The sequence below is a fragment of the Paraglaciecola hydrolytica genome (assembly GCF_001565895.1).
Classification (GTDB): Bacteria; Pseudomonadota; Gammaproteobacteria; order Enterobacterales; family Alteromonadaceae; genus Paraglaciecola; species Paraglaciecola hydrolytica.
This window is the reverse complement of the sequence record NZ_LSNE01000007.1, coordinates 335,822-360,450: the sequence shown is the minus strand read 5'-3', so window position 1 is coordinate 360,450 and position 24,629 is coordinate 335,822. Positions and strand designations below refer to the sequence as shown.

General features: G+C 42.4%; 24 protein-coding genes. 12 read left to right on the top strand and 12 right to left on the bottom strand.

What is annotated here, in order from left to right; all coding sequences use genetic code 11:
* Positions 1 to 29: 29 nt before the first annotated feature.
* Both AX660_RS15325 and AX660_RS15320 read left to right on the top strand, forming a co-directional pair.
* Positions 30 to 1,340, top strand: coding sequence for a DUF4910 domain-containing protein (locus tag AX660_RS15325; protein WP_068378474.1), 1,311 nt, complete (start codon positions 30 to 32; stop codon positions 1,338 to 1,340).
* Between the two features lie 49 nt (positions 1,341 to 1,389).
* Positions 1,390 to 2,166, top strand: a complete 777-nt coding sequence (locus AX660_RS15320) for a sugar phosphate nucleotidyltransferase (protein WP_068378472.1) — start codon at positions 1,390 to 1,392, stop codon at positions 2,164 to 2,166.
* Positions 2,167 to 2,171: 5 nt separating this feature from the next.
* Here the strand turns inward: AX660_RS15320 and AX660_RS15315 are convergent, their stop codons facing one another.
* The 4 genes from AX660_RS15315 to AX660_RS15300 are packed head-to-tail and all read right to left on the bottom strand — an operon-like array spanning position 2,172 to position 5,689.
* Positions 2,172 to 2,813, bottom strand: coding sequence for a PIG-L deacetylase family protein (locus AX660_RS15315; RefSeq protein ID WP_068378470.1), 642 nt, complete (start codon positions 2,811 to 2,813; stop codon positions 2,172 to 2,174).
* Positions 2,814 to 3,413, bottom strand: coding sequence for a dTDP-4-dehydrorhamnose 3,5-epimerase family protein (locus AX660_RS15310; protein WP_068378468.1), 600 nt, complete (start codon positions 3,411 to 3,413; stop codon positions 2,814 to 2,816). It lies immediately after the preceding gene.
* Positions 3,410 to 4,447: an NAD-dependent epimerase/dehydratase family protein gene (locus AX660_RS15305; RefSeq protein WP_068378466.1), complete on the bottom strand. Its 1,038-nt coding sequence runs from the start codon at positions 4,445 to 4,447 to the stop codon at positions 3,410 to 3,412. Before AX660_RS15305 ends, AX660_RS15310 begins: the two co-directional genes overlap by 4 nt.
* 9 nt (positions 4,448 to 4,456) lie before the next feature.
* Positions 4,457 to 5,689 carry a class I SAM-dependent methyltransferase gene (locus tag AX660_RS15300; protein WP_068378464.1) on the bottom strand — a complete coding sequence of 411 codons (1,233 nt, stop codon included), beginning with the start codon at positions 5,687 to 5,689 and terminating at the stop codon, positions 4,457 to 4,459.
* Positions 5,690 to 6,112: 423 nt separating this feature from the next.
* Here AX660_RS15300 and AX660_RS15295 point away from each other — a divergent pair, with 423 nt between their 5' ends.
* Positions 6,113 to 7,315, top strand: coding sequence for a saccharopine dehydrogenase family protein (locus AX660_RS15295; protein ID WP_068378462.1), 1,203 nt, complete (start codon positions 6,113 to 6,115; stop codon positions 7,313 to 7,315).
* Between the two features lie 97 nt (positions 7,316 to 7,412).
* Positions 7,413 to 8,567: a carboxynorspermidine decarboxylase gene (nspC, locus tag AX660_RS15290; protein WP_068378460.1), complete on the top strand. Its 1,155-nt coding sequence runs from the start codon at positions 7,413 to 7,415 to the stop codon at positions 8,565 to 8,567.
* An 85-nt stretch (positions 8,568 to 8,652) separates the two neighbouring features.
* Here the strand turns inward: nspC and AX660_RS15285 are convergent, their stop codons facing one another.
* Positions 8,653 to 8,970 carry an EthD family reductase gene (locus tag AX660_RS15285; protein WP_068378458.1) on the bottom strand — a complete coding sequence of 106 codons (318 nt, stop codon included), beginning with the start codon at positions 8,968 to 8,970 and terminating at the stop codon, positions 8,653 to 8,655.
* A 607-nt stretch (positions 8,971 to 9,577) separates the two neighbouring features.
* Between AX660_RS15285 and AX660_RS15280 the strand changes: the two genes are divergently transcribed.
* The 3 genes from AX660_RS15280 to AX660_RS15270 are packed head-to-tail and all read left to right on the top strand — an operon-like array spanning position 9,578 to position 14,615.
* Entirely contained in the window at positions 9,578 to 11,089 is a 1,512-nt protein-coding gene (locus AX660_RS15280) for a glucan biosynthesis protein (RefSeq protein WP_082768938.1), read from the top strand.
* Complete coding sequence (gene mdoH / locus AX660_RS15275) at positions 11,077 to 13,197, top strand: glucans biosynthesis glucosyltransferase MdoH (protein ID WP_068378456.1); 2,121 nt, start codon at positions 11,077 to 11,079, stop codon at positions 13,195 to 13,197. Before AX660_RS15280 ends, mdoH begins: the two co-directional genes overlap by 13 nt.
* A gap of 38 nt (positions 13,198 to 13,235) precedes the next feature.
* Entirely contained in the window at positions 13,236 to 14,615 is a 1,380-nt protein-coding gene (locus AX660_RS15270) for a class II fumarate hydratase (RefSeq protein WP_106404093.1), read from the top strand.
* 17 nt (positions 14,616 to 14,632) lie between these two features.
* On the opposite strand, the gene AX660_RS15265 is transcribed toward AX660_RS15270, so the two are convergent.
* The 4 genes from AX660_RS15265 to AX660_RS23125 form a co-directional block, all read right to left on the bottom strand.
* Entirely contained in the window at positions 14,633 to 15,109 is a 477-nt protein-coding gene (locus AX660_RS15265) for a TlpA family protein disulfide reductase (RefSeq protein WP_068378452.1), read from the bottom strand.
* Positions 15,110 to 15,190: 81 nt separating this feature from the next.
* Positions 15,191 to 16,126, bottom strand: coding sequence for a LysR family transcriptional regulator (locus AX660_RS15260; RefSeq protein ID WP_131811815.1), 936 nt, complete (start codon positions 16,124 to 16,126; stop codon positions 15,191 to 15,193).
* 56 nt (positions 16,127 to 16,182) lie between these two features.
* The gene (locus AX660_RS15255; RefSeq protein WP_068378450.1) at positions 16,183 to 16,410 is read right to left on the bottom strand and encodes a hypothetical protein; all 228 of its coding nucleotides are present in this window, start codon (positions 16,408 to 16,410) and stop codon (positions 16,183 to 16,185) included.
* A gap of 216 nt (positions 16,411 to 16,626) precedes the next feature.
* Positions 16,627 to 16,821, bottom strand: coding sequence for a hypothetical protein (locus tag AX660_RS23125; RefSeq protein ID WP_131811814.1), 195 nt, complete (start codon positions 16,819 to 16,821; stop codon positions 16,627 to 16,629).
* A 183-nt stretch (positions 16,822 to 17,004) separates the two neighbouring features.
* On the opposite strand from AX660_RS23125, the gene AX660_RS15250 reads away from it, so the two are divergent.
* A complete protein-coding gene (locus AX660_RS15250; protein WP_068378448.1) occupies positions 17,005 to 18,462 on the top strand; it encodes a RimK family protein in 1,458 nt (485 codons plus the stop codon).
* 40 nt (positions 18,463 to 18,502) lie between these two features.
* Positions 18,503 to 19,612: a GNAT family N-acetyltransferase/peptidase C39 family protein gene (locus AX660_RS15245; protein ID WP_068378670.1), complete on the top strand. Its 1,110-nt coding sequence runs from the start codon at positions 18,503 to 18,505 to the stop codon at positions 19,610 to 19,612.
* Between the two features lie 197 nt (positions 19,613 to 19,809).
* Here AX660_RS15245 and AX660_RS15240 read toward each other — a convergent pair whose 3' ends face one another.
* Positions 19,810 to 20,553: a helix-turn-helix domain-containing protein gene (locus AX660_RS15240; RefSeq protein WP_068378446.1), complete on the bottom strand. Its 744-nt coding sequence runs from the start codon at positions 20,551 to 20,553 to the stop codon at positions 19,810 to 19,812.
* Positions 20,554 to 20,708: 155 nt separating this feature from the next.
* On the opposite strand from AX660_RS15240, the gene AX660_RS15235 reads away from it, so the two are divergent.
* From AX660_RS15235 to AX660_RS15225, 3 genes are read left to right on the top strand one after another with little or no spacing between them, the layout of a single operon-like run.
* Complete coding sequence (locus AX660_RS15235) at positions 20,709 to 21,077, top strand: hypothetical protein (RefSeq protein ID WP_068378445.1); 369 nt, start codon at positions 20,709 to 20,711, stop codon at positions 21,075 to 21,077.
* A gap of 3 nt (positions 21,078 to 21,080) precedes the next feature.
* Positions 21,081 to 21,887 (top strand): DUF2145 domain-containing protein, encoded by an 807-nt coding sequence (locus tag AX660_RS15230; RefSeq protein ID WP_201027455.1) that lies wholly within the window; start codon positions 21,081 to 21,083, stop codon positions 21,885 to 21,887.
* Positions 21,888 to 21,944: 57 nt separating this feature from the next.
* Complete coding sequence (locus AX660_RS15225) at positions 21,945 to 22,232, top strand: hypothetical protein (protein ID WP_068378443.1); 288 nt, start codon at positions 21,945 to 21,947, stop codon at positions 22,230 to 22,232.
* 215 nt (positions 22,233 to 22,447) lie between these two features.
* Here AX660_RS15225 and AX660_RS15220 read toward each other — a convergent pair whose 3' ends face one another.
* A complete protein-coding gene (locus tag AX660_RS15220; RefSeq protein WP_068378442.1) occupies positions 22,448 to 23,125 on the bottom strand; it encodes a LytR/AlgR family response regulator transcription factor in 678 nt (225 codons plus the stop codon).
* A complete protein-coding gene (locus tag AX660_RS15215) occupies positions 23,119 to 24,621 on the bottom strand; it encodes a sensor histidine kinase (protein ID WP_068378441.1) in 1,503 nt (500 codons plus the stop codon). Before AX660_RS15215 ends, AX660_RS15220 begins: the two co-directional genes overlap by 7 nt.
* Between the last annotated feature and the right edge of the window lie 8 nt (positions 24,622 to 24,629).

Genomic DNA, 24,629 nt, shown 5'->3' with positions numbered 1-24,629 from the left:
TCAAAAGATAGCCAAGAGGTTACATATCCATGCTTAAAGATAGCTTTTACTCCACCACCGATGAACTGCAATTGGGAGAGCAACTCCATAACTTGGTAGTTGAGTTATTCCCCATTTGTCGCAGTATCACTGGAAATGGAGTGCGGGAAACCCTTGCAATACTCAAACGATTGTTACCTCTTGAGATACATGAAGTTCCCTCGGGTACTGAAGTGTTTGATTGGCTAGTGCCTGATGAATGGAATATTCGCGACGCCTATTTAAAAAACAGCGATGGCCAACGTGTGATTGATTTCCAAGAGTCTAATCTGCATGTGCTGAATTATAGCCTACCTTTTCATGCCACTTTGCCTCTTAAAAAACTAAAGGAACACTTGTTTACTTTACCCGAACAAGTGGATCTCATCCCTTATCGCACTGCCTATTATCAGCCTAATTGGGGCTTGTGCCTCAGCCAGAATCAGCTAGATGCCCTAGCTGAGGATGACTATGAAGTATGCATTGATTCTTCACTTAAACCGGGCTCACTCACTTATGCAGAGTTACTTATTCCGGGAGAGTTAAAAGAGGAAGTGCTGATATCTTGTCATATTTGCCATCCCTCTTTGGCTAACGATAATCTATCTGGTGTTGCTATTGCTGCTCATCTCGCTCAATTTCTGCAAAATCAAACTCTTCGTTATTCATACCGCTTTGTGTTTATTCCCGGCACCATAGGCGCTATCACTTGGCTGGCGCGAAACGAAGCGACAGTAGCCAATATCAAGCACGGTCTAGTATTGGCCGGATTAGGTGATCCAGGTTGTCTAAGCTATAAACGCAGCCGCCAAGGTGAGACAGAAATAGATCAATCTGCCGCTTATGTACTGCGGCAACAAAATGACTATACACTTGTCGATTTTTCGCCCTACGGCTACGACGAGCGCCAGTATTGTTCACCCGGGTTTAATTTGTCGGTGGGCAGGTTATCTAGAACTCCCCATGGTACTTTTCCTGAATATCACACTTCTGCCGACAATTTGGACTTTGTGCAAGCGGAGCAGCTCGCAAAGTCAATGAAAGCTTGTTTGGATATATTCGACATTCTAGAAAACAATAAATACTACCTTAATGCCAAACCTAAAGGGGAGCCAAGGCTTTCTAAATATGATCTATATAGCGACATAGGTGGTTTACAAGTAACAGCAGAGTCACAAATGGCGATGTTGTGGGTGCTTAATCTCGCCGATGGTCAGCATAACTTATTGGATATTGCACAGCGCAGTAAGCTGCCTTTTGCGCTCCTTGTCTTGAGTGTAAAAACCTTACTAAACCATGGCTTGCTTAAGGAAGTAAAATGAACAGACTCACTACGCAATATTTATTAGTACAACATAAAAGGGATAGGCCATGAAAGTTGTATTTTTTTGTGGCGGTTTGGGCACTCGACTAAGAGAATATACTGAAACCCTACCCAAATCATTGGTGCCCATTGGTGAACAACCGATTCTTTGGCATCTTATGCAGTATTATGCTCATTATGGTCACAATGAATTTATTCTTTGTTTAGGTTACAAGGGTGATTTGATTAAACAGTTTTTTATAAACCAAATAGCAACTGCTCAACATCCAGTTAATAGCTCAGTAGAAGATAATACGCTGCATTTAATCAATGAAGATGGCAGTGATTGGCATATCACCTTTGTGGATACAGGACCAGAGGCCAATATTGGAGAGCGCTTAAGGATGATCCGCCCTTACCTTGTGGCAGATGAAGTATTTATGGCCAATTACAGTGACGGTTTGTCAGATTTACCACTAAACGAGTATGTTGCCCACTTTACTCAACAAGATAAAATAGCCAGCTTTGCTTGTGTGCGGCCAAACAGCAGTTTTCACACAGTAGAACTAAGCCAAGAAGGTTTAGTGCAGGATATTCGTCCGGCACATCAATCAGAATTTTGGATTAATGGTGGTTTTTTTATATTTAAAACTGGCATTTTTGATTATTTACACGAGGGTGAAGAATTGGTTGAAGAGCCTTTTAAACGATTGATCGATGCACAGCAGTTGGTGGCTTACCCTCACCAGGGTTTTTGGGCCTGCATGGATACCCTCAAAGACAAAATTTCCTTTGACCAGTGGGTAGAACAACAAGAAAAACGCTGGCGTGTTTGGCTTAATTAAAAACCTTACCAAATGATCTTTCTAGCGTAAAAGGCCTCGGCATATTGAGCGTTACACTCAACCCCCCTGATCCGCATTAAGGCCAAAAAGGTTTCTTTTTCAAACCAAGAGCGAGTTTGCTGAGTGACAAAGGTAGTATAAATTTGCTCAACTTTACCTTGGCTAAGACTTTCATCTAAAGGTACAAAGGTATTGGGTTGACCAAGATCACCATCCCACTTGAGTATCTCGTATTCAAGAATGGCATGGTTACGCCAAGTATTCCACGTAAGCTCAGCGGCACAGCGGTGATCTTGATGTTTATCTTGCGCGTAATGGGTAAAAATCAAATCAGGGACAAAGTCTTGTTTCAAGATTTCAAAAGCACTTTTAAGCTGTTCACCTTGCCAGGGTAAATACCCATCTTTAAAACCCAATATATCAACTTGAACCTGTGTCGCGCCTTGAGTAAATAGTGCAGCAGCTTGGCGCGCCTCTGCAGCCCTAATGGGATCTGCACCGGTTAATATCACCCAACGAATATGTATATCTGGATTTTGTGCAATAAGACGCATAATAGTACCACCCGCGCCAATTTCTATGTCATCACAGTGGGCACCAATACACAGTAAACGTTCAACTTTTTGCATACTTATCAGAGGCATCATTTACCTTGTACTCTTACTGAACAGTGAATGGCTATTTTTACCTAAGGTAGTATATCGCTTAGCATATTCCTCGGGATTAAAATCCGGGTAAAGTTTATCGCGCTCGGCGATGCACTCTACAGGCAAAGGCCATGTTATCTCAAAGGCCGAATCATCGTAACGAAACCCATCTGACAACTCAGGACGATAGAAATCTGACATCATGTAGAGCAAATCGCTGTTGTGTTCCAGTGTTTGATAAGCATGGGCAAAACCCGCAGGTACATACACTGCATTGTGTTTTTCACTGTCCAGCACCACAGCAAAATGCTGAGTAAAGGTTGCTGAATCAGGCCGTAAGTCCACAACCACATCATAAACACTACCGCGTATACAGCGCACCAGCTTGGCCTCCCGACAAGGCGGCCATTGAAAATGCAAGCCACGTAATGTGCCTTTAAGTCCATTGTGGCATACACTCGATTGCACAAAGTCAGTGGCTAGACCATGTTGCCCAAATTCATCTTCACACCACAGACGTGCAAAAAAACCACGATGATCCACATTGGGCTCAATCTCTATTACAAAAACCCCGGCAAGATCTGTCGCTAAAAACTTCATCTAGCGCTCCAATAAAGCTGCTCATCTAGCTGGCCGGTACGCTGTAAGTAGCTAAGTTGTTTCAAGCGTGTGAAAGCGCGAAATTTATAGATCTCCTGAGTCATATCAATACGTTCAAACAAACGTTTTAATTCCAGCGCGCCTTTTTCCGCAGTCCAGCGACATTGAAAGCCGGGTAACTGAGTCGTGATTTTTTCAAAGGACACCCGATAACTGCGATTGTCACCACTGGGTGGTCCGGTAGTCACTTCACAGTCGGTAAATACCGAAGCGATGATATTAGCAATATCCCGAATACGATAATTTTCATCGCTATGGCCGACGTTAAAAACCTCACCATTAACTGCCTCTATAGGAGCTTCGAGGGCGCAGCGCATCGCCTCACAAATATCTTCAATGTGCACTATGGGTCGCCACGGGCTGCCATCACTGAGCATGGCAATTTTCTTTTGTGTCCAAGCAAGCGCACAAAGATCATTAAGTACAATGTCAAAACGCATTCTAGGTGAAGGGCCATAAGCTGTGGCATTGCGCAAAAAAACCACACTAAAGTCCGCACTGGTCATGGCCATCAAATCCCTTTCTGCTAAGGTTTTGCACCTAGCATAAGCAGTTTGCGGATTTACTGGCGAATCTTCATCCACGATATCACTCAGAGCTGCACCATAGACGCTACATGATGAAGCATAAACGAGACGTTTTACTCCAGCGGTACTTGCTGCTTGGGCAAGCTGCACACTACCTTGATGATTGATTTGGTAGGTGATCTCGGGGTTTTGCTCACCCAAGGGATCATTTGATAGTTCGGCAAGATGAATTATGGCATCAAAACCACTTAGATCTTTGGCAGTAATGCTGCGTAAATCTCTGCACCAAGTATGCGGAATTTGAGGCAAACCAAGTGGATCATGATACAAGGTGCCTTCACGATAAAACCCTGAGTCTAGGCCAGTCACTTGATGACCATGGGCCATTAACCAAGATGCTAGGCGCATCCCGATATAACCCTCAGTACCTGTTACAAGAACATTCATTATTTCACCTCAAAATACTCGGACAGCTGGGATGGGTACCACAAATTTTCCACCCCATTCACGGATCCCAGCCATTTGTTGACTAATCTCATCGGCCAAGTTCCACGGCAATATCAACACGTAGTCAGGACGAGTAGCAAATATGTGCTCAGGTGCAAAAATAGCGATATGGGTGCCTGGGGTAAATTTACCTTGTTTATGAGGGCTTCTATCCACGGTATAAGTAAGCAGGTCTGAACGAATACCACAGTAATTAAGCAAGGTATTGCCCTTACCCGGCGCACCATAACCCACAACAGTTTTACCTTGTCGTTTTGCCTCAATCAAAAATTCCAGCAGTTTCCACTTGGTTTCACACACTTGATTTTCAAAGCTCAAATAACTGCTTAGTTGATCCGCACCACACTCGCGCTCTTGCATACACAATGTCGCCACAGAATCTGCTATTGATAATACGACATTATCACTGTGTTTAGCATAAATTCGCAGTGAACCGCCGTGAGTTGGCAATTGTTCTACATCAAAAATAGTCAGACCATGCAGAGCAAATGCGGCTTGTGTGACATGAAACGATAAGTAAGAAAAATGCTCGTGATAGATAGTATCAAATTGGTTTTCCTGGATAAGTTTCTGCAAGTGCGGAAACTCCATGGTAATAACACCACTAGGCTTTAGCAGTGTTCGCATACCAGAAATAAAATCCCGTAGCTCAGGCACATGGGCCAGCACATTATTACCAATCAGTAAATCTGCCTTGCCATATTCCTGCACCAAATACTCAGCTGTTTTTTGTCCAAAAAACTTAACTACCGTAGGCACTCCGTGTGCAACAGCAACCTTAGCAACATTAGCTGCAGGTTCAATGCCAAGACAAGGCACTTGTTGTTTGACAAAATTTTGCAGTAAATAACCATCGTTACTGGCGATTTCCATCACCAGCGACTGTTGGTTCAGCATGAATCGTTTCAGTACAAGGTCGCAATAACGTTGCGCATGTGCAAGCCAACTATCCGAGTAAGAAGAAAAATACGGATATTCGTGATAAATATCCTTAGGCGCCACGTATTCTCTGAGCTGCACCAGCAAACAATGTTCACATACATAGGTGTGTAAGGGATAAAAATTCTCAGCATAATCGAGTTGTTCTGCAGTTAAATAAGTCTCACATAAGGGCGACATGCCAAGATCAATAAAAGTATGCTGCAATGGTTGAGCACATAAACGACATTTACCTGCAGACATTAATGACTTTCCTTAATTTATTGCTCTCACTTGCAGAAATTTGACTGCTAGCAGAATCCACTATTTTAATCACTGAAAAATACCCTGTTGCAAAATAAACATACCACCAGTTATTTTCAAGTAGAATAAAATTAATACATTAAAAACAATTATTTGCATGACCTGTTTAGTCAAATTTGACCACTAGGAATTGGAATTTTTTGGCCATCAGATGGATTGATACACAAAATTAAATTTTTAACTTGTTTAAGTGAAGATTGAACTAACTTAACAATAGTTTCACAACATCAGTCACAAAAGTCTGTATGCTTTAAACTGGAAATAGCGGATAAAATCACCTATTTTAATGCAGCACTTGCATGCGCAAAATTTGCTGATAGCATGCGCGTTTTTTTAAGTCTTTAATATTATAAGGATCATCCTATGTCTCGTGTCTTGATCATTGGTGCTGGCGGCGTTGCAGCAGTAACCGTTAAAAAATGTGCTCGTTTGCCTGAATTTTTTGACGAAATTTACCTAGCTAGTCGCACCGTATCGAAATGCGAAGCGCTACAAAAAGAAATTGGTGCCGATCGTATCAAAGGTGTGTTTGCCGTTGACGCTGATCACGCCAGCGAAGTGGTTAAAGTAATCAAACAGGTTAAACCTGATTTAGTGGTTAACCTTGCCCTGCCGTATCAAGATTTGGCCATCATGGATGCCTGTTTAGAAACGGGTGTAGACTATTTAGATACGGCCAACTATGAGCCTAAAGACGTGGCCAAGTTTGAATACTCTTGGCAATGGGCTTATCAAGAAAAATTCCAAAAAGCTGGTTTAATGGCTTTATTAGGTAGTGGTTTTGATCCCGGCGTGACTAACGTGTATACGGCTTACGCGGCTAAACATTATTTTGACGAAATTCATTATTTAGACATTGTTGATTGTAACGGTGGTGATCACGGCAAAGCTTTCGCCACTAACTTCAATCCTGAAATCAACATTCGTGAAATTACCCAACGTGGTCGTTTTTGGGAAAACGGTGAGTGGAAAGAAACCGATCCACTGAGCGTACGTGAAGACCTGGATTATCAAAACATCGGTGTACGCGCTTCATATTTGATGTTTCATGAAGAATTAGAATCTATCGTTAAACACTTTCCGACCCTGAAACGTGCTCGTTTTTGGATGACTTTTGGCGAAGCTTATCTAACTCACTTACGTGTATTAGAAGGCATAGGCATGACCAGTATTGCGCCTATCGATTTCCAAGGTCAGCAAATCGTGCCTTTAGAGTTTTTGAAAGCGGTATTGCCTAACCCTGGCACCTTAGCCGAAGGTTATTCAGGCATGACCTGTATCGGAACTTATATTACCGGTATCAAAGATGGCAAAGAAAAGACCATATTTATTTATAACAACTGTGACCACGCAGCATGTTACGAAGAAGTCGGCGCGCAAGCGGTATCTTACACTACAGGTGTGCCAGCTATGATAGGCGCGGCTTTGATGTTAAACGGTACTTGGAAAAAAGCCGGTGTATGGAACATGGAACAATTTGACCCAGATCCCTTTATGGAAATGTTAAACGTACACGGTTTGCCATGGCAAGTTGTTGATGTTGAGCAAAGTCCGTTTAAAAAATAGGCTTCTGTTTTATCCTTAAGTAATATAGGGCAGTCTCACAAAGTGACACTGCCCTTTTGTTTTAAATACATCGATACAACTGATTTTGGACAACTAAATGACTTTTGATGCCACCTTAGATCCCATGTTAAACCCCGCAATCCCTTCACCCTGTTATGTGTGTGAAGAAGCCAAACTTGAAGCCAATTTACAACTCATGCAACGAGTACAGGACGAAAGTGGTGTCGAGATCATCTTAGCCCTTAAAGGTTTTTCAATGTGGTCTACTTTTGATTTGGTCAAAAAGTATCTGCAAGGTTCGACGGCCAGCGCGGTGTGGGAAGCTCGCCTAGGTAAAGAAACCATTGGCAAACAAGTGCATGCTTTTTCGCCGGCATTTAAGCCGGGCGATATCGATCAGTTAGTTGATTTAGTTGACCATATTTCTTTTAATAGTCTTGGTCAGTGGCAGCGTTATAAACAACAAATATTAGCTTCGACAGTGTCACCAGGCATTCGTTTAAATGCCGAACACCGCGAAGCCGAAACCGAATTGTACGATCCCAGCGCGCCGGGTTCGCGTTTTGGTATTCTGGCTAAAGATCTCGTTGGTGTAGATTTAACTGGCATAGAAGGTTTTCATATACACAACTTATGTGAATGTGACTCCTTTGCTACCGAACGCACTATTCTCGCGGTAGAAAAAAAATTCTCTCAGTATTTTGGCCAATTAAAATGGATCAACTTTGGTGGCGGTCATTTGATGACGAAGAAAGGCTACAATGTTGAACATCTTATCGGCGTATTAAAAGCTTTTAAGGCTCGTTATCCTCACTTAAACGTGATCTTAGAGCCTGGCTCAGCTGTGGCTTGGCAAACAGGCCCCTTAGTTTGTGAAGTGATTGATATAGTCGAAAACCGTGACAAGATTGCCATCGTCGATATGTCGGCCACCGCCCATATGCCTGATGTACTCGAAATGCCTTATCGCCCAGAAGTACGTCATGCAGGTAAAGCAGGCGAAAAGGCTTTTACATATCGTTTTGGCGGTAACTCTTGTTTAACCGGCGATGCCATTGATTTATATAGCTTTGATCATGAATTACAGATTGGAGAACGTATAATCTTTGAAGATATGATCCACTATACCATGGTGAAAACGACTTTTTTTAACGGGGTAGAACATCCGTCTATTGGTATATTACGCAAAGACGGAACCTTTGAATTAGTGCGAAAATTTACCTACGAAGATTTTAAAAATAAGTTGTCGTAATTTAAAAAAGGGCTGTCACTAGCCCTTTTTTGTATCTAAAACGTCAATAATATAAAGCAACATTAGATTAAGACAGTTGTCCTATTTAGCTTTCACTTCCCATCAACACTGCAGGCGCAACACCAGACGAAATACGCACAGCATCTGCCGCAATTATTTGCATGGCGGGACTGCTCATGGTTTGTTGCAAAGCTTCTAAAGATGGAAAAGGCATGCTAAACATTTGATAAAAGGGGCTCGCACCAAGCGGGGTTGGAAAAAATTTAGTGACACTATATGGCCTTGCATCACTAGGAATGCCTGTTTGTTGGTGAAACAAGGCAATGTGCTCTTGGTAGTCTTTTTCAAACTGCACTAGATCTTTAGGTTGCGGGTAGAGCACCATTAGTTTTACATCAGACATAAACCTTCCTATTAAATACTGGGTGTTAATTGAGCTTAACAGGCTAGAGTAAATTGAAAAACGAGTTTTTCATTAATCTTACTGTGTAACATTTACCCATGAACTGTCGCAAATAACGAAATATTTACTCTAAGTGTCTGTAATATCCGACTCAATAATAATTATCCAAGGGCTTGAACTAGGCATTAACAGTACTTGAGTCAGGGCACTTTCAGCTGTAAGCAAAAAAATTCATTTATAACAAACTACAACAAATTTACTGCCAACATCGCCATAGGCCCCTATGTTTGGTGGTTTCCATCCTTTCATGGCGTTTATTTAAGTACCTGTATCTCACGCCAAACGGCCATTTTGTAGATAATTTAAACAATTAATTCTGCATACACATAAGTAGCTCATCTATTATTGATGGACTTGGCATAATTCGTGCGATAATTGTCACAACGAAATAAGCAGTTGGGTGTTTAGAGTTTAAGTCTCTGAAACACCTGAACAGGCGATGTTTTATCCATTTACATTTACCGTTTAAGCCCATAAAAACAAACTTCAATAAGGTTTGTCATTATGGTGCGTGCGATAAGTTAAAAATTACTATTTAAGGAACTTCATGTTGAACAGACTAAACATTCTTTTGACAATTATTGCTGCTTGTTTATTTTGTCTGTCAGTATCTGCCAGCGCAGAAGATGAGAGACCAACCCACCCATTTAATCGGGCTTGGCTAGATGAGCGCGCTAAAGAGCTTGCTTTGCAGAATTATGTTGAGCAAAAACTCCCTGCAGACAGTCCCTTGAACAATCTAGATTATGATGACTATCGCAAGATTCAGTTTCAACGTAGCGCCACTATCTGGAGTAAGGAGGATCGTAATTTCCGCCTCAGCCCCATGCATCCGGGATTTTTATTTAAAACCCCAGTCAAACTCAATTTAGTGGTTGGCGGTGTGGCAAGACGTATCTTATATACCAGTGAGATATTTAATTACGACAAAGAACAACAAGCGGCCAAAGAGTCTCAAGCGCCAGGCTATTCAGGTTTTAAGTTAACCACTCCAATCAATAAACCAGATGTGTGGGACGAATTTCTGGTTTACCAAGGTGGCTCTTATTTTCGTGCTTTGGGCAAAGATAATTGGTACGGATTGTCAGCTCGTGGACTTGCGATAAATACCGCCAAACCTTCTGGAGAAGAGTTTCCGGCCTTTACTGAATTTTGGATCGAACGCCCCAAAGAACAAGCCAACAAGCTGGTGATCCATGCTTTATTAGAAAGCCCTTCTCTAACTGGCGCCTTTACCTTTATAGCAACTCCCGGTGATAAAACCGTCATTGAAGTAAAAAGTACCCTCTATCCCAGACGTAAAATTACCTCCTTTGGCATTGCGCCACTGACTTCAATGTATTTGTTTAATGATCTCAACCGTAATCGCTTTGATGATTTCAGACCAGCAGTACACGATTCGGATGGTTTGTTTATGCTGAACAGTAACAATGAAAAAATATGGCGCCCATTAGCCAATCCTCGCAAGCTGCAAGTTTCTGTTTTTAAAGATAAATCCATGAAAGGTTTTGGTTTGTTCCAGCGCCACCGTGAATTTAGAGATTTTGATGATATGGAAGCTCACTATGAAGCGAGACCTTCTGCTTGGGTTGAGCCAGTCGGTACGTGGGGCCCAGGTCATGTTGAGTTAGTAGAAATTCCCACTAATTCAGAAATCCACGACAACATTGTGGCGTTTTGGCAACCTGATGAAGCCCTAGAAGCGCAAAAACCTTACTCATTTCATTACAAGGTATCATGGAGCTCTCTATTTGCTATCGAAGATAAAGGCGGTCGTATTGTGTCTAGTGCTTCTGGACGTTCTTTAGGTAGTGATACGATTCGAGATTATGTAATTGATTATTCGTCTACAGGATTACCCGATGACTTAGTGGTTAACGCCACATCCAGCACAGGTAAAATTGTGGGTACTGTGCAGAAATTTATTCCGCAAACCGGTTTATATCGAGTGGTGGTTAAATTTGAACCGGGCAATCAAGAGTTTTCTGAACTCAGGGTATCTTTGTCTAGCAAAGATAAACCTTGGGGTGAAACATGGTTATATAGATGGAGTCGTTAACCTTGCAAACAGTTGAAAACAACGCAGTAAATTTAGGTGCCACACCAACAGAATACCCTTTGCATATGCCCCCACAGGACTTTTCACGGCATAAAAAAGTAGCGTTTAAGTGGTCAGGGTGGACAACCTTGTTCTCTCGCCTGATCACTTTTGGTGGAGCCTTAGCCCTAACCATTTTTGCAACCTATCAGATGGTACTGATCGTGTCACAAGGTGATGTCACTGTATTGCAATGGCTTATGGTTGGCTTGTTTTCCATGACTTTTGTATGGATTGCCTTAGCGGCCTGTGGCTCTATTGCTGGTTTTATCTATCCAGGCATCGTAATGAGCAAACGCTCAATCAGTCAGTCAGACAAAAAAACGGTGTTATTAATGCCCACCTATAACGAAGATGCCGCGCAAACTTGCGCTGCACTACTTAGCATGGGTAAGGCACTGGCAGCTGCGGGGGCGGGTAAACAATTTGAAATATTTATTATTTCCGATTCCAATAAGCCGGACGTATGGGTTAAAGAAACTGCAGCGGTGCACCAATTACAAACTGAGCTAAAAGGCGAGGTTAATGTCTGGTATCGCCGTCGTTTTAATAATAAAGCGAAAAAAGCGGGTAACGTGCATGAGTTTGTCAGCCGCTGGGGTGGCCGTTACGACTATATGTTAGTGCTAGATGCAGATAGCTTGTTGTGCGCTTCAACACTGATTACCCTGATGAATGAAATGGAAGCCGATCCTCGCAGCGGCATCCTACAAACCCTGCCTTGTTTATATCGAGGCGATACCCTTTTTGCCAGACTCCAGCAATTTGCCGGTACTATTTATGGACCGATAGTGGCCAACGGCATTACCACTTGGCAAGGGGATGATGGTAACTATTGGGGACACAATGCCATTATTCGAGTCAAGGCTTTTGCTGAAACCGCGGGTTTACCGACCTTAGGTGGCTCCAAACCTTTCAGTGGTGACATACTTTCCCATGACTTTGTCGAAGCAGCATTAATGCGCCGGGCTGGCTGGTCAGTACGCATGTTGCCTGAGCTCAAAGGCTCGTGGGAAGAAAGTCCCCCGAGTTTGTCAGATGTCGCTATTCGAGACCGACGTTGGGCACAAGGGAATATCCAACATTTAGCCGTATTATCGGCCAAAGGTTTACGCTGGCCCAACCGTTTTCATATGCTCACCGGTATCATGGGCTATTTAGCCTCCCCTATTTGGTTTGCCTTGATCCTTATCGGGATTGTGATGGCCATTCAAATTCATTATGTCAATGTAGAGTACTTTTCCGATGAGATGAGTTTGTTTCCCCACTGGCCGGTATTTGATTCTGAGCGCATGATCCAATTGTTTGTCATGACCATGGCCATTTTGTTAGTGCCCAAAGCGTTGGGCTTATTGCGCGCTATCTTTAGTGCCTCTTTGCGCAAGCCCCTGGGCATCATTAGAATGTTGTTAGGTGCCGTAGTCGAAATATTCTTTTCCGTACTCTATGCCCCAATATTTATGTTGATCCACAGTAAACATATTGTGGATATTTTCCGCGGCCGCGATTCCGGCTGGACAACCCAAACTCGCCAGTATAAAGGCCTACCTTGGGGATTATTGTTTCGTCAGCACATCTGGCACACCTTGATTGGCCTCGTGATGACTGCGGCGTTGTTGTATTACTCGCCCCCTCTGTTAATTTGGTTATCACCTACTTTGGTTGGTTTAGTATTGTCGATTCCGCTTTCTGCTTTAAGTGGCAGTAAGTTATTAGCCAAAATACTAAGATTTTGCGGTTTGTTGAGCATTCCAGAAGAAGTTGAAGCGCCAGCGATCATGCAACAACGTGACGAGTTTGAAGTGGCCTTTTCTAAGACCATTGAAAACCTCACGATCGTGCAATTATTACATCATGACACACTGTGGCGTCAGCATTTCTCCATGGTGTTAACACCACCTGAGCCAACACGTGGCCATCCGCCTTTAGATAAAATCAGTGTGATGCATAAAATTGATGATGCTAACTCTCAAACTGAGGCCTTAGGTTGGATGACAGACAAAGAAAAACTGGCATTGCTCAGTCATGAAGAATTGTTTATGGCGCTGCGCGCTTTAAAGGCAGCTTAAGTATCCAGTAACAGGCTAACTAACAATGAGGTGACACTGTGAACCGAGTAAGGGTCGAGCAAGACAGCATGGGTCAACTTGAAGTGCCTGCCAATGCATTGTACGGCGCGCAAACTCAGCGCGCCGTTGATAATTTTCCTATTAGCGGAAACACCCTGCCGGAATCCTTTATCCGTGCATTAATTCTGATTAAAACTGTGACAGCGCAGGCCAATGTGAAACTTGGCGTGCTAGCTCCTGACATCGGTCAGGCGGTTATCAATGCCTGCGATACCTTGTTGGCTAACACACAATTAATGCGTCATTTTCCAATTGATGTGTTTCAAACCGGCTCTGGCACCAGTACTAACATGAATGCCAATGAGGTGATTGCCCATTTAGCCTCCCAAAACTCAGGCTTGACCGTTCACCCAAATGATCACGTTAACTATGGACAAAGTAGTAATGATGTCATCCCAACATGCATCCATCTAAGTACGGCACTGGCTATCCACCATGACTTACTGCCTGCTTTAGAGCATTTACTAAGTACCATCACTGTCAAAGCAGAAAGTGTTAAACACTACTGTAAAACGGGCCGCACCCATTTAATGGATGCCATGCCGGTTAGAATGGATCAAAGCCTGCTTGGCTGGGCCGCCCAGCTCAAACAACAAATTCAGACCTTAAAAAACATACAACCTGCTATTCAAACTTTGGCCTTAGGTGGCACAGCCGTTGGTACTGGAGTGAATGCCCCAGCAGGTTTAGCTAGCGAATTTAACCGCATATTAAGTGATCTTACCGAATTACAATTTGTTGCGGCTGACAATTTTTTTGCTTTGTTAGCGTCTCAAGATACTGCAGTGAGTGTTTCTGGTATCACTAAATCCATCGCTGTAACCTTGATGAAAATAGCCAACGATCTGCGTTGGATGAACTCAGGCCCACTTGCTGGTTTAGCTGAGATATCTTTACCCGCTTTGCAACCAGGTTCATCCATCATGCCTGGCAAGGTCAACCCGGTGATCCCAGAAGCCGTGGCTATGGTCGCAGCCCAAGTAATGGGTAACGACACCGCTATTACTATTGGTGGTCAGTCTGGAAATTTTGAGTTAAATGTGATGTTACCGATGATTGCTAACAATCTACTCAGTAGTATTCAATTACTGAGTAACAGCATGGTTTTACTGGCCGATAAGGCCATTCGCGATTTTGTGGTTAACCAAGATAATCTTGAACGGGTTTTACATAAAAACCCAATACTCGTTACCGCATTGAATGCTCGTATTGGTTATGCAAAGGCTGCTGACATTGCCAAACAGGCTTATCAGCAGCAACGTGCCATTATTGATGTGGCCGAAGAAAACACTAATATTCCTCGTGCCGAACTTGAGCTATTGCTCGATCCTTTGCACTTAACCAGAATATCTAGATAAACGCAGTAATACGGTGCTTAAGGTAACAGGGCAGCTAAATCTTCGCCCAAACTCACTGTCGGTTTTTCTACCACACGACCTAATTCGGTGTCGCCTGCAAATAAAACAAAAGTTGGGGTATAACGTAGTTCCAAACTACGATATAGGCCACTGGGTTCTTGTTTATTAACGTTTACCCCAACTAGTTTTAATTCGTTTAATGGGCTGTGTGCCATATCAAGCACTTTTAATAAACGGGGGACCTCTCGTTGGCTGTCATGGCACCACGTACCAAACAACACCGTAAGATTTTTACCCTTGAGAGTTTTCGCCGCGGCTAATTCACTGTCACTGGGTTGATAGGCATGGTAACTGTCGGCAAAACTTGCATTAGTTCGTAGTAGTTCTTGAGCAGAAATTAAACCAACAAACTCGGTAGAAGGCTCACTGTCTATAGCAGTCGCTTGACAGCCAGATAAAACAAACATTAAAACAAGCATCAACATGCTGCGCATACTACTTCCCTCTTCAAGATATATTCCTCAACTATGTTGAGCTGATTTTTTATTAAGTCAGAGCCCTAAGACTCAAAGTAATTATGCCTGTTTGCTAACTAGTTTTAGCGTCTCTTCTTGTTTTGGCATATTTAACAAAAAATCAATAAACTCACGCAGACCAACATGATTTATTTCTTTTAGAAAGGCAATTTTAAGTGAACAGCCGAACTCACCACACTCGTTTAATTTGGTTAATAAACCTTTTGCGACATAGTCTTCCGCCAAACTAGTAGGCAATAAGGCCATGCCACCCTGATTGAGCAACAAGTCTAAAGCGATACGGATAGAGCTGGTATTAAACTTGGCATCTTTGCTTTTAGGAAAGTGTTTTTCGACTTCGTCACGGGCTTTATTATGCCACTCTAAACTGATGTAACGTTTCGAAACGGCATCAAGATCTTCATCATCCAATTGTTTTACGTACAAAGCTAAGGGCACGTTTAACAAGGTAACTGTTTCGATCTGTTCTGACTTTAAAGGCTCACTCACTACGGCTAAATCAATAGTGCGATTATGCAACTGCCTCAGTAATTGTTCGTTGGTCATGATTTCAGCACGCACCGACAAGGCCGGAAAATATTCACCAATCGAGGTTAACGCATTGCTTAGGTAAAGCTCCCAAGCATTGGGTGTGCCGGCTAGCGCAATATGTTGCACATTAACGTTATTAATAGCTTTGACGGCATCATTCAAGGTAGACGCTAATGATTCAGCAAAAGGAACGAGCTTTTGCCCTGCAGCAGTGAGCTGAATACTATTACGGTTACGGATAAACAAGGGACTATTAAAGTATTCCTCTAGCTGTTTGATCCTAGCGCTGACTGCTGATGGGGTAAGATAGAGGTTCTCTGCCGTCTTGCCAAAATGGCGAGTTTTGACGACTTCGAGAAAAGTAACAAGGAAACGCACATCCATAGATAAAGCTTGTTGCTGGGTTGATGTTAGATACATACCCTGAATGTGCTCAGATTTCAATAAAAAACACGCCGCAATGTATGCGGCGTGTAAAATATTAAGACTAAATCAGCCAATTAGCCTGCCAGCTTGGTGACCGGAGCATAACCCTCAGACTCAAGCTCTTCATTCACACACTTCAATAAGTAAGCAGGTAATTTATCGGCAGCTACACTTTCGTCTTCTGCCATTTCAGTACAAAACTGCTTTAACTCTTTTAATAATGCTTCGTCGGCTGTCGGTTTATCGTCAGCATACGAAGAAAAACTTAATAACCCTACAAATACCAATGCAACAGTTTTCATGCTTTCTCCGCAATTAAATAACGAGGTCTAATTTACCTTTACAGCCCAGTATTTACGGGGACATATCGGATAAACCATCCATTTTCGACCAAAAAATTTTGGCCCTTTACACAAAAGGCGCATCTAACAGTTACCTGCAGATGCGCCTCGAAACCGAGTATTCCAAATTAAACAAATCTGAATGGGTTAAGCTATAGTCCTGAAATCAGGTTAAGCTTACTCTCCAGTCAAATGTTTATTTTTCGACTCAATGTTTTTTTGTCTTTTTTCACGCTGCTTTTTTTCAAGCTCTGCACGAACTTTAGCGGCCTTTTTTTCCTTTGAAGAAGAAGTATCAAAATCATCTTCATCAAATTCTTCTAAACTAACGCGATTATCTTTGCCCATAACATTTATCAAAGTTGCTAACACAGTGAGATTCTAAAACACTGAGTGTAAATGCAAAGTGAAATAAATTGAACGTGGTGGTGAAAAAATTTTGTTCTAGCTTATACATATTGCTAGTCTTATTAAGCGTAAGATTCGCGCAAATTTATTTGCCACTTTATTTTTCTAATTACAGCAGAATGGTTCTGCATAACCAAAAGGTCAATCATGTTTAAAACCCTAGTTGTTGTCGATCATCCGCTCAACTTACCCGATAGCGAACTCACTATTGTTAATTTTGAGCAATATCTCGCGGAGTACCCCAAAGTAGGGGATCCTAAAATTCGTATTATCAATTTATGTGACACAGAAAAATATCTGAGTCAGGGTTATTATTGCTCTTTGTTGGCTGAAGCAAGACAACACAAAGTCTTACCCAGCGTTAATACCATTAATGACTTATCGTTAATGCCGCCTAAAGATCAAGAATGGGTTGAAATACCTTTAGGTAAAAGTCAGATCCCTTCCAATCCAAGTGAAGATGAAAAAGAATTTTTGGTATTCTTCGGTTGGACAAAAGTGGAATCTTTGCGCAAGTTAGCCAAATTTGCTTTTGAAAAATTTCCTGCGCCTATTCTTAAATTATCGGTAGTGCGCGACCAACATCAAACACAGTTGGTGTGCAGTGCTATTGGCGTAAACGAAATTGCCCCTGAATTATGGGATCAGTTTGCTGCCAGTTTGCAACACTTTACCTTAAAAGTTTGGCGTAACCCTCCTGGACGCAAACGCGCCCGTTGGGATATGGGTATTTTGGTCAATCCAGATGAAAAAACCCCACCAAGTGATGCTAAAGCCATTCAATTGTTTATTAAGGCTGCCAGTAAGGTTGGTATTGATGCGGAAGTATTTACCGCCGCCCAAAGCGCACAGCTTTATCAATATGACGCTTTGTTTATCCGTGAAACCACTTCAATAAAACACCATACCTATGAAATGGCCCGTAAGGGTGAGAAAGAAGGCATGGTGGTAATGGACGATCCTAATTCAATCCTACGTTGTTGTAATAAAGTGTTTTTGCATGATGCTTTTAGTTATCACAACATTTCGGCGCCAAAAACACGTTTTGTTTCTAAGTCTGATGGAGAAACCATTGAACGTTTAGAAGCTGAATTTGCATATCCTATCGTACTTAAATTACCTGAAAGTTCATTCTCACTAGGGGTTTTTAAGGTAAAAGACCGTGCAGAATTTGCCGCCAAACTTGAACTTATGCTTAAACAAAGTGCTTTAGTGCTGGTACAAGAATATCTGTATACCGAGTACGACTGGCGTATTGGCGTATTAAACGGACGTGCAATTTATGCTTGTCGTTATTTTATGGCGCGTAACCATTGGCAAATTTATAACCATGGTTCAAAACGCAATAACACTGGCAATTTCGAAACCATACCTACCTTCGAGGTACCAAGAGCAGTATTAAATACAGCGATTAAATCCTGTGAAATAGTCGGAAATGGCTTGTATGGCGTCGATTTAAAACAAGTAAATGACAAGGTTTATGTCATCGAAGTTAACGATAATCCAAACGTCGACAGCAAAGTAGAAGACAAGTATCTGGGTGATGAGTTATACCGAGTGATCATGCAAGAATTTGCTGACAGACTCGAATACCGAGGCCGCTAGGGTGCAAGCACTTAACCAACATTTGTCCCAGGTTGTTGATATGAGTAAAAGTGTCGAAGTGCGTGACGCGCTTTATTCTGATCTCGCTCAGTTAATGGCGCTGGAACATCGTTGTTTTGCTGGAGACAGACTTAGCAAACGTAGCTTTCAGCATTGGCTCAAAGCGCCTAACTGTGTATTTCAGGTAATTTTACGCGACCAAATTGTAGTGGCTTATGGTTTGGTTATTATGCGTAAAGGAACACATCTCGCACGTTTATATTCCATCGCGGTAGACAGTGAAATCCGTGGTTTAGGTATAGGTAAAAAGTTACTGCTTGCTATCGAGCAGCAAACCCTTGAACAGGGCAAGATGTTTATCCGCCTTGAAGTAGCCAAAAACAATGATACCGCGATTAATCTGTATAAAGGTCTTGGTTATAAAATTTTTGGCAGCTACGAAGCCTACTACGAAGACAATACTGACGCCTTGCGGATGCAAAAAAACATACGGCAGATGCAATCGTTACAGCAATTAACCCCCTATCCTTGGTATCAGCAAACCACTGAGTTTACCTGCGGCCCATCATCATTAATGATGGCCATGGCTAAACTTAATCCAGAGGTAAGCTTAAATCAAGAGCTTGAACTGGATATTTGGCGTGAAGCCACCACCATTTATATGACTTCAGGTCATGGTGGTTGCCACCCTTATGGTTTAGCGCTGGCCGCTAAAAAAAGAGGTTTTGAGGTACTAATTTATGTGAATCTGACCGGCCCCTTGTTTATTGGGGGCGTGCGTAGCCAACATAAAAAAGACATCATGCAGGCGGTAGAAAATCAGTTTCGTAGCCAGGTTGAACAGGCCAATATTGAAGTGCGTTTCACTGATGTAAGTCCTGAAGATCTAGAGTTCCATATTCGCCAAGGTGCAGGAGTGATCAGCTTGATCAGTACCTATCAACTGGATGACAAAAAAGCACCACATTGGGTATGTGTCACAGAAATTGACGATGACTACTTATATTCCCACGATCCTGATCCGGATGATCACGATGTGGAATCCCTCGACTGCCAACATATTCCCATCGCCAAACAAGACTTTTATAGCATGTCATGTTTTGGTCGGGAACGTTTGCGCACCGCAGTGATCATCAATAAAAAAGCCTAACTTAGCTTTGTTGGACAGAACCTGTGAAAACAGTTTCTGGCCAACAAGATAAGCTGTTCAAACTACAATGACTCAATACAATCTTCATTAATACCAATTCCATTAAATAAATAGGCAATTAGAACGCGTCCAGCGGTTAAGGAACAAGGCGTCGCTATGCAGGAATGGCCTTACCCTTTCAAATAAATAACGTTGGCTTACGACTTTTCTGGCCTACGCAGCTTTTCAAATAACGAAGGTTCCCAAGGGCGCATGGCCATTAACAAACCAAAATGCTGGCGTTTATGTAAGGGCAAATCAGCATCTTCCTGATTAAGCACAGCCGCTTCTTTAGTGAGTTGGTTGAGTTTACGTTGGATAATATCGATGGAGGTTTGAGAATAACGACCGCGCAAATAAAAACGAAAAGTCCAAGGTTCGTCTTTTTTAGGCGACATAAACTTCACCATCACTTCTTGCTCCATAAATTTCTCTAATGGACCGCCGGGGATCCACCTAAAATCTTGGGCAATCAAACTTTTATAATGATTATTCGGTAACAGGTTGATGATCTTTAAACGGTCGAGACGGGCTAATAATCGAATACCTTCATGTTTATCAATTTCATAATGCGTAATGATTTCGTCAAAGGTCCAAGCATCACGCACACACACCGCCACCAGCAACAATTTGGTATCCGCTAACAATTCGAGTTCTTGCTCTATAGTAAGTTGGCTTAACTGCTGGGTTTGCTTTTGCGCAATGATAAACAAATCAGACATGCTCATTTGCAACACCTCACATATTTGCTCCAGCCTGTCTAAGGTAAAACTGTTAGTTGAGAAGATCCGTTTAATATTGGCCTCGCTCATATTGAGTTTTTCAGCAATATTTTTGTAGGTCAGATTTTGTTGCCGTAATAGTTGCTTAAGGGTGTTACGAATTTGGGTGATTTGGCTCATATTGTTGCCTTAGTATTGGATATCGATACTTTTAGTCTTGGTTTAGTATACATATTTCATCATCGTTTACAGTATTAATACTTAAGAATACTGTGTGTCTCGTCGTTTAGGTAAACCTACTTAAACGAGCAAACTCAACTTAACAAGGAATATCCATGAAATTTATCCCTACTTTATTAGCTGTAACTTTATCTTGTAGCACCCTTGCAGTGCACGCTGGCGATTCAGTTCATCACAGTGGTCAGGCGAGTAAACATAGTGTTCTAGCGGTAACTGATGGCGCGGTATCTACAGCCAAAGTAGCTAGTGTTGTAGTTGCGGCTCCCTTAGTAGTTGTTGGTGGTGCCAGTTTAGTCACAGGCAGCGCCATTGCTGAATCAGGACAAAAAGTTAAAGGCAGTCATGCCCATCAAGGACCGCTAGTTATTAGTGATAAAACCGTCACCGCTGATCCTGCACCTAATCAAGTCATAGTGATCCAAAACAACCTAGTAGTTGAAGGTCAAACTAAGGCTAAGGAATAAGCCATGAAAATGAAACACTTAGTTTTATTGGCAAGTCTACTGGTGGCAAGCCTGCCTCCAGTAGCTTTGGCTGGCAGTACTGCCAGCCAAACAGCAGTACATGAGCCTCAGACCATTATTCAATTTGCTAAAGATGTTGAAAACTATGCGGCTAATCAAGGCGCTAGGGCTTTTATTATTGCCCGTGTTGGTCGGCCACAAAAAGATTTGCCCAAAGGTATTCAATATACCCATACAGCAATTGCTATTTATTCGGATATCACTCTAGAAGATGGTGAAACTATCCAAGGCTATGCCATCCACAATCTCTATCAAAAAGAAGGTCAGCTGGATAAAAGCCAGTTAGTTACCGACTACCCAGTGGATTTTTTCTGGGGAGCTCATGAATTAAAGGCAGGCATTGTTATTCCCACTGCTGAAATACAACAGCGCTTAATAGATCTAATTAGTTCTGGTCAGGATAAAACCCTGCACAATGAAAACTACTCGGTATTGGCTAACCCAATGAATCGACAATTTCAAAATTGCACCGAATACACCTTAGATTTGCTCAATGCAGCCATTTATCAAACGACCGACATTGCCAGAATCAAAACCAACACTCAGGCCTATTTTAAACCTCAACGCATACACACCAGCGGCTTTAAGTTGATGTTAGGTTCGATGTTACAAGACGACATCACCACTAAAGATCACAAAGGCAAAGTAGCCACCGCCACCTTTACCACCATCGGCCAGTACCTTAAGCAATATGGCTTAGCCAGTACTATGGTGAGTTTTAAACAAGACGGCAGTGTGCAAGAGATTTAACGGTAAAGCACAAGGTAATTACGAAACACCAGATGTTTTTAATAAAGGAATGTACTCATGCTACTTATCATTGTTGTAATCATGTTATTAATTTCAGCCTCAGCTATTTTAATTTTTAGAAAAACAACGAACGGCGCAGAAAAAGTGGGGTTTGTAAGTGGAGTAGTGAGCTTAGTCTCTTTTCCCTTTGGTGCTTTGGGGGCTTTTTATGCGGCATTTAATCTGCAAGGCATATTTGATAGCAAGGCAGGATGGATAATATTTTTCAATATATGGATTGTTTCAGAAGTCATTTGCCTGATATGTTTGTTTCAACATGCAGCTAAAAAGATTTCTGATTCTTAATTAATTAGAATAGCGATTGTTTTATTCTACCTTCCAGGTTAGTCGCCTGTACTCACCTCACCTTATGTGGGTTACGGTGATAATACTAACTTGGATGTCATCTGAAAAACGCAATGCGGGCGCCGCGCGGGATTGCGGTAATCGCAGCGCATTCTCTAATTTCTTATTCGCGAAGTGATAATCCCACTGCGCCTTGCGCATACTTAATAACTGCACTAAATCAAATCAAGCAAACTCTGTTTAAATGACTTACCTATTTTAATTTGTCTGCCGTTTTTCAGGCGAATGTGCTCATGGTTGGTGGCACTTATATGTTGGCGGTTAACAATAAAAGACTTGTGTACCTGCACAAACTCCTGCGCTGGCAGCTGTTGCATAAGTTGTTTCAGGGTGGTGGTTGCCAGTGCCACTTGCTCTGCCTGCCAGACTTTTACGTAGTTGCCGTAGGCTTCTAACAAGCTGATATCCTCCAGCAAAAACTTGCGTTTTTCACGGTCTACTTTCAATACAATATGTGAAGTTTGAGGCTTCGGTGGCTCATGTAAACGCCTGCGTACTCTGTCGAGGGCTTGCGAAAACCGCTGCGCCGACACCGGTTTTAACAGGTAATCTACTACGTCTAGTTCAAAACCCTCTAGGGCGTATTGTTGATAGGCAGAAATTAGAATGACCTGGGGACGATTGCCCAGAACTTTCAACAACTCAATGCCACTTAGGGCCGGCATATTGATGTCGAGTAACAACAAATCAACGCGGTGACTGGCCAGGTAACTGAGTGCCTGACTGGCGTTATAACACTGGGCCACAACGGTGATATCTGTCATAGCCTGCAAGTGGTGTTTCAGTACCTCATGGGCCAGCGGTTCGTCATCAACAATCAACGTAGTTAACAAGGTTCGAGTTCCACGCTTAGACTTGATTGCCACTGTTCGCCCCGCTGCATAGCGTTCAAATTGTGCTTCCCTGGATACAGCAAAGCCAGTCGACGGCGTAGGTTTTCTAGGCCTATACCTGGGCTGAGTTGAGGCCTTTTATTAGGCAGACTATTGTTGCACTGCATTAAAAGTTGTCCATTTTTTACTTGCATATCCAGACTTATATGACAGTGAGTCTGTGACGGTTCAACACCATGTTTAAAAGCGTTTTCAACAATAATGATCAGCAATAAAGGCGCAATTTTCCAGTGTTCTGCATCCAGCGGAAAAGCGGTATGCACTGTGCATTTTTCACCACTACGGATCGCCTGCAAGGCTAAAAAATCCTGTAGATAGTCAATTTCCTGCGCCAAGGTCACTCGTTGATTCTGGCCTTCGTAAACTGTGTATCGCAATAAATTAGCCAATTGCATCACCAAATCAGGCGCGGCTTTAGAGCCAGTTAAGGTCAGTGCATACAGATTATTCAGGGTATTAAATAAAAAATGTGGATTAACCTGTTGCTGAAGCAACTGCAATTCGGTCTGACTTTGCCGCTGGGCGATTTCAGCCAGCGCTTTTTCATGTTGCTGGCGCTCAAAAGCCAGAATAATTGGGGTACTGATGGCGATCACAAAAAAACTGAAACGAAAGTTTACCGGTGCAAATATCTTATAATCTTCTGAGGGTAAAAAGGTCCATTCAGGAATGTTCATCGGTAGCCATAATACCGCTGATGCCAGAATGGGAGTCATCACAATAATACAAATCAAACAACTTGCAACATAGGCAAACACCCCGCTATTGGCCAGTACACGGCGAATCAGTAGATAGCGATTGACCCCATAAATCAGTAAAACAGCCACCCCCATGAGTAAAAACTGCCACCAATAGTTAAGAAAGTCGCCGAAGTTTACAATCACCGTTTCACTGTTAATCACCGCTTTAATCGGTTGATTGTGTATCGGATCGTCTGTCGAGGCAAAAATACCAGCCCATAATACAGACCAACCGACTAACAACATCAACAGCACGGCATTTAACGAAAACAAACGTGACATCAGCAGCATGGATTTGGTGTTATGCCTTTTAGCCAACAAACAGCTTAAGCTATAACCGATACTGGCAATACACAGAAAAATCCAACCCTGTACCCCAAAAAATGCCCAGTCTACATAGGGTTGATAGCTATCCATTAGCCATAAATTCATACAGGGATAGAGGATGAAACCCATGCCCCAGACAAACACCGACAGCCAACTCCGGGTTTTGAAAGCAAAATAATGGGCTAACAATAACGGCGAGCTTTCAAACAATAATTGCAGCCAGGTTGTCAAAAAATCCGCATAGTTTTGGCTATGGTAAGAAAAGTGCCGAATCGATACTTCGAGCAAAACAGCCGCCATCAACGCCAACTGATTATCTGCAATACGAGATAAAAGTTGTGTTACTGCAGAAGGTAACGCTTTGAACATAGTGAGTC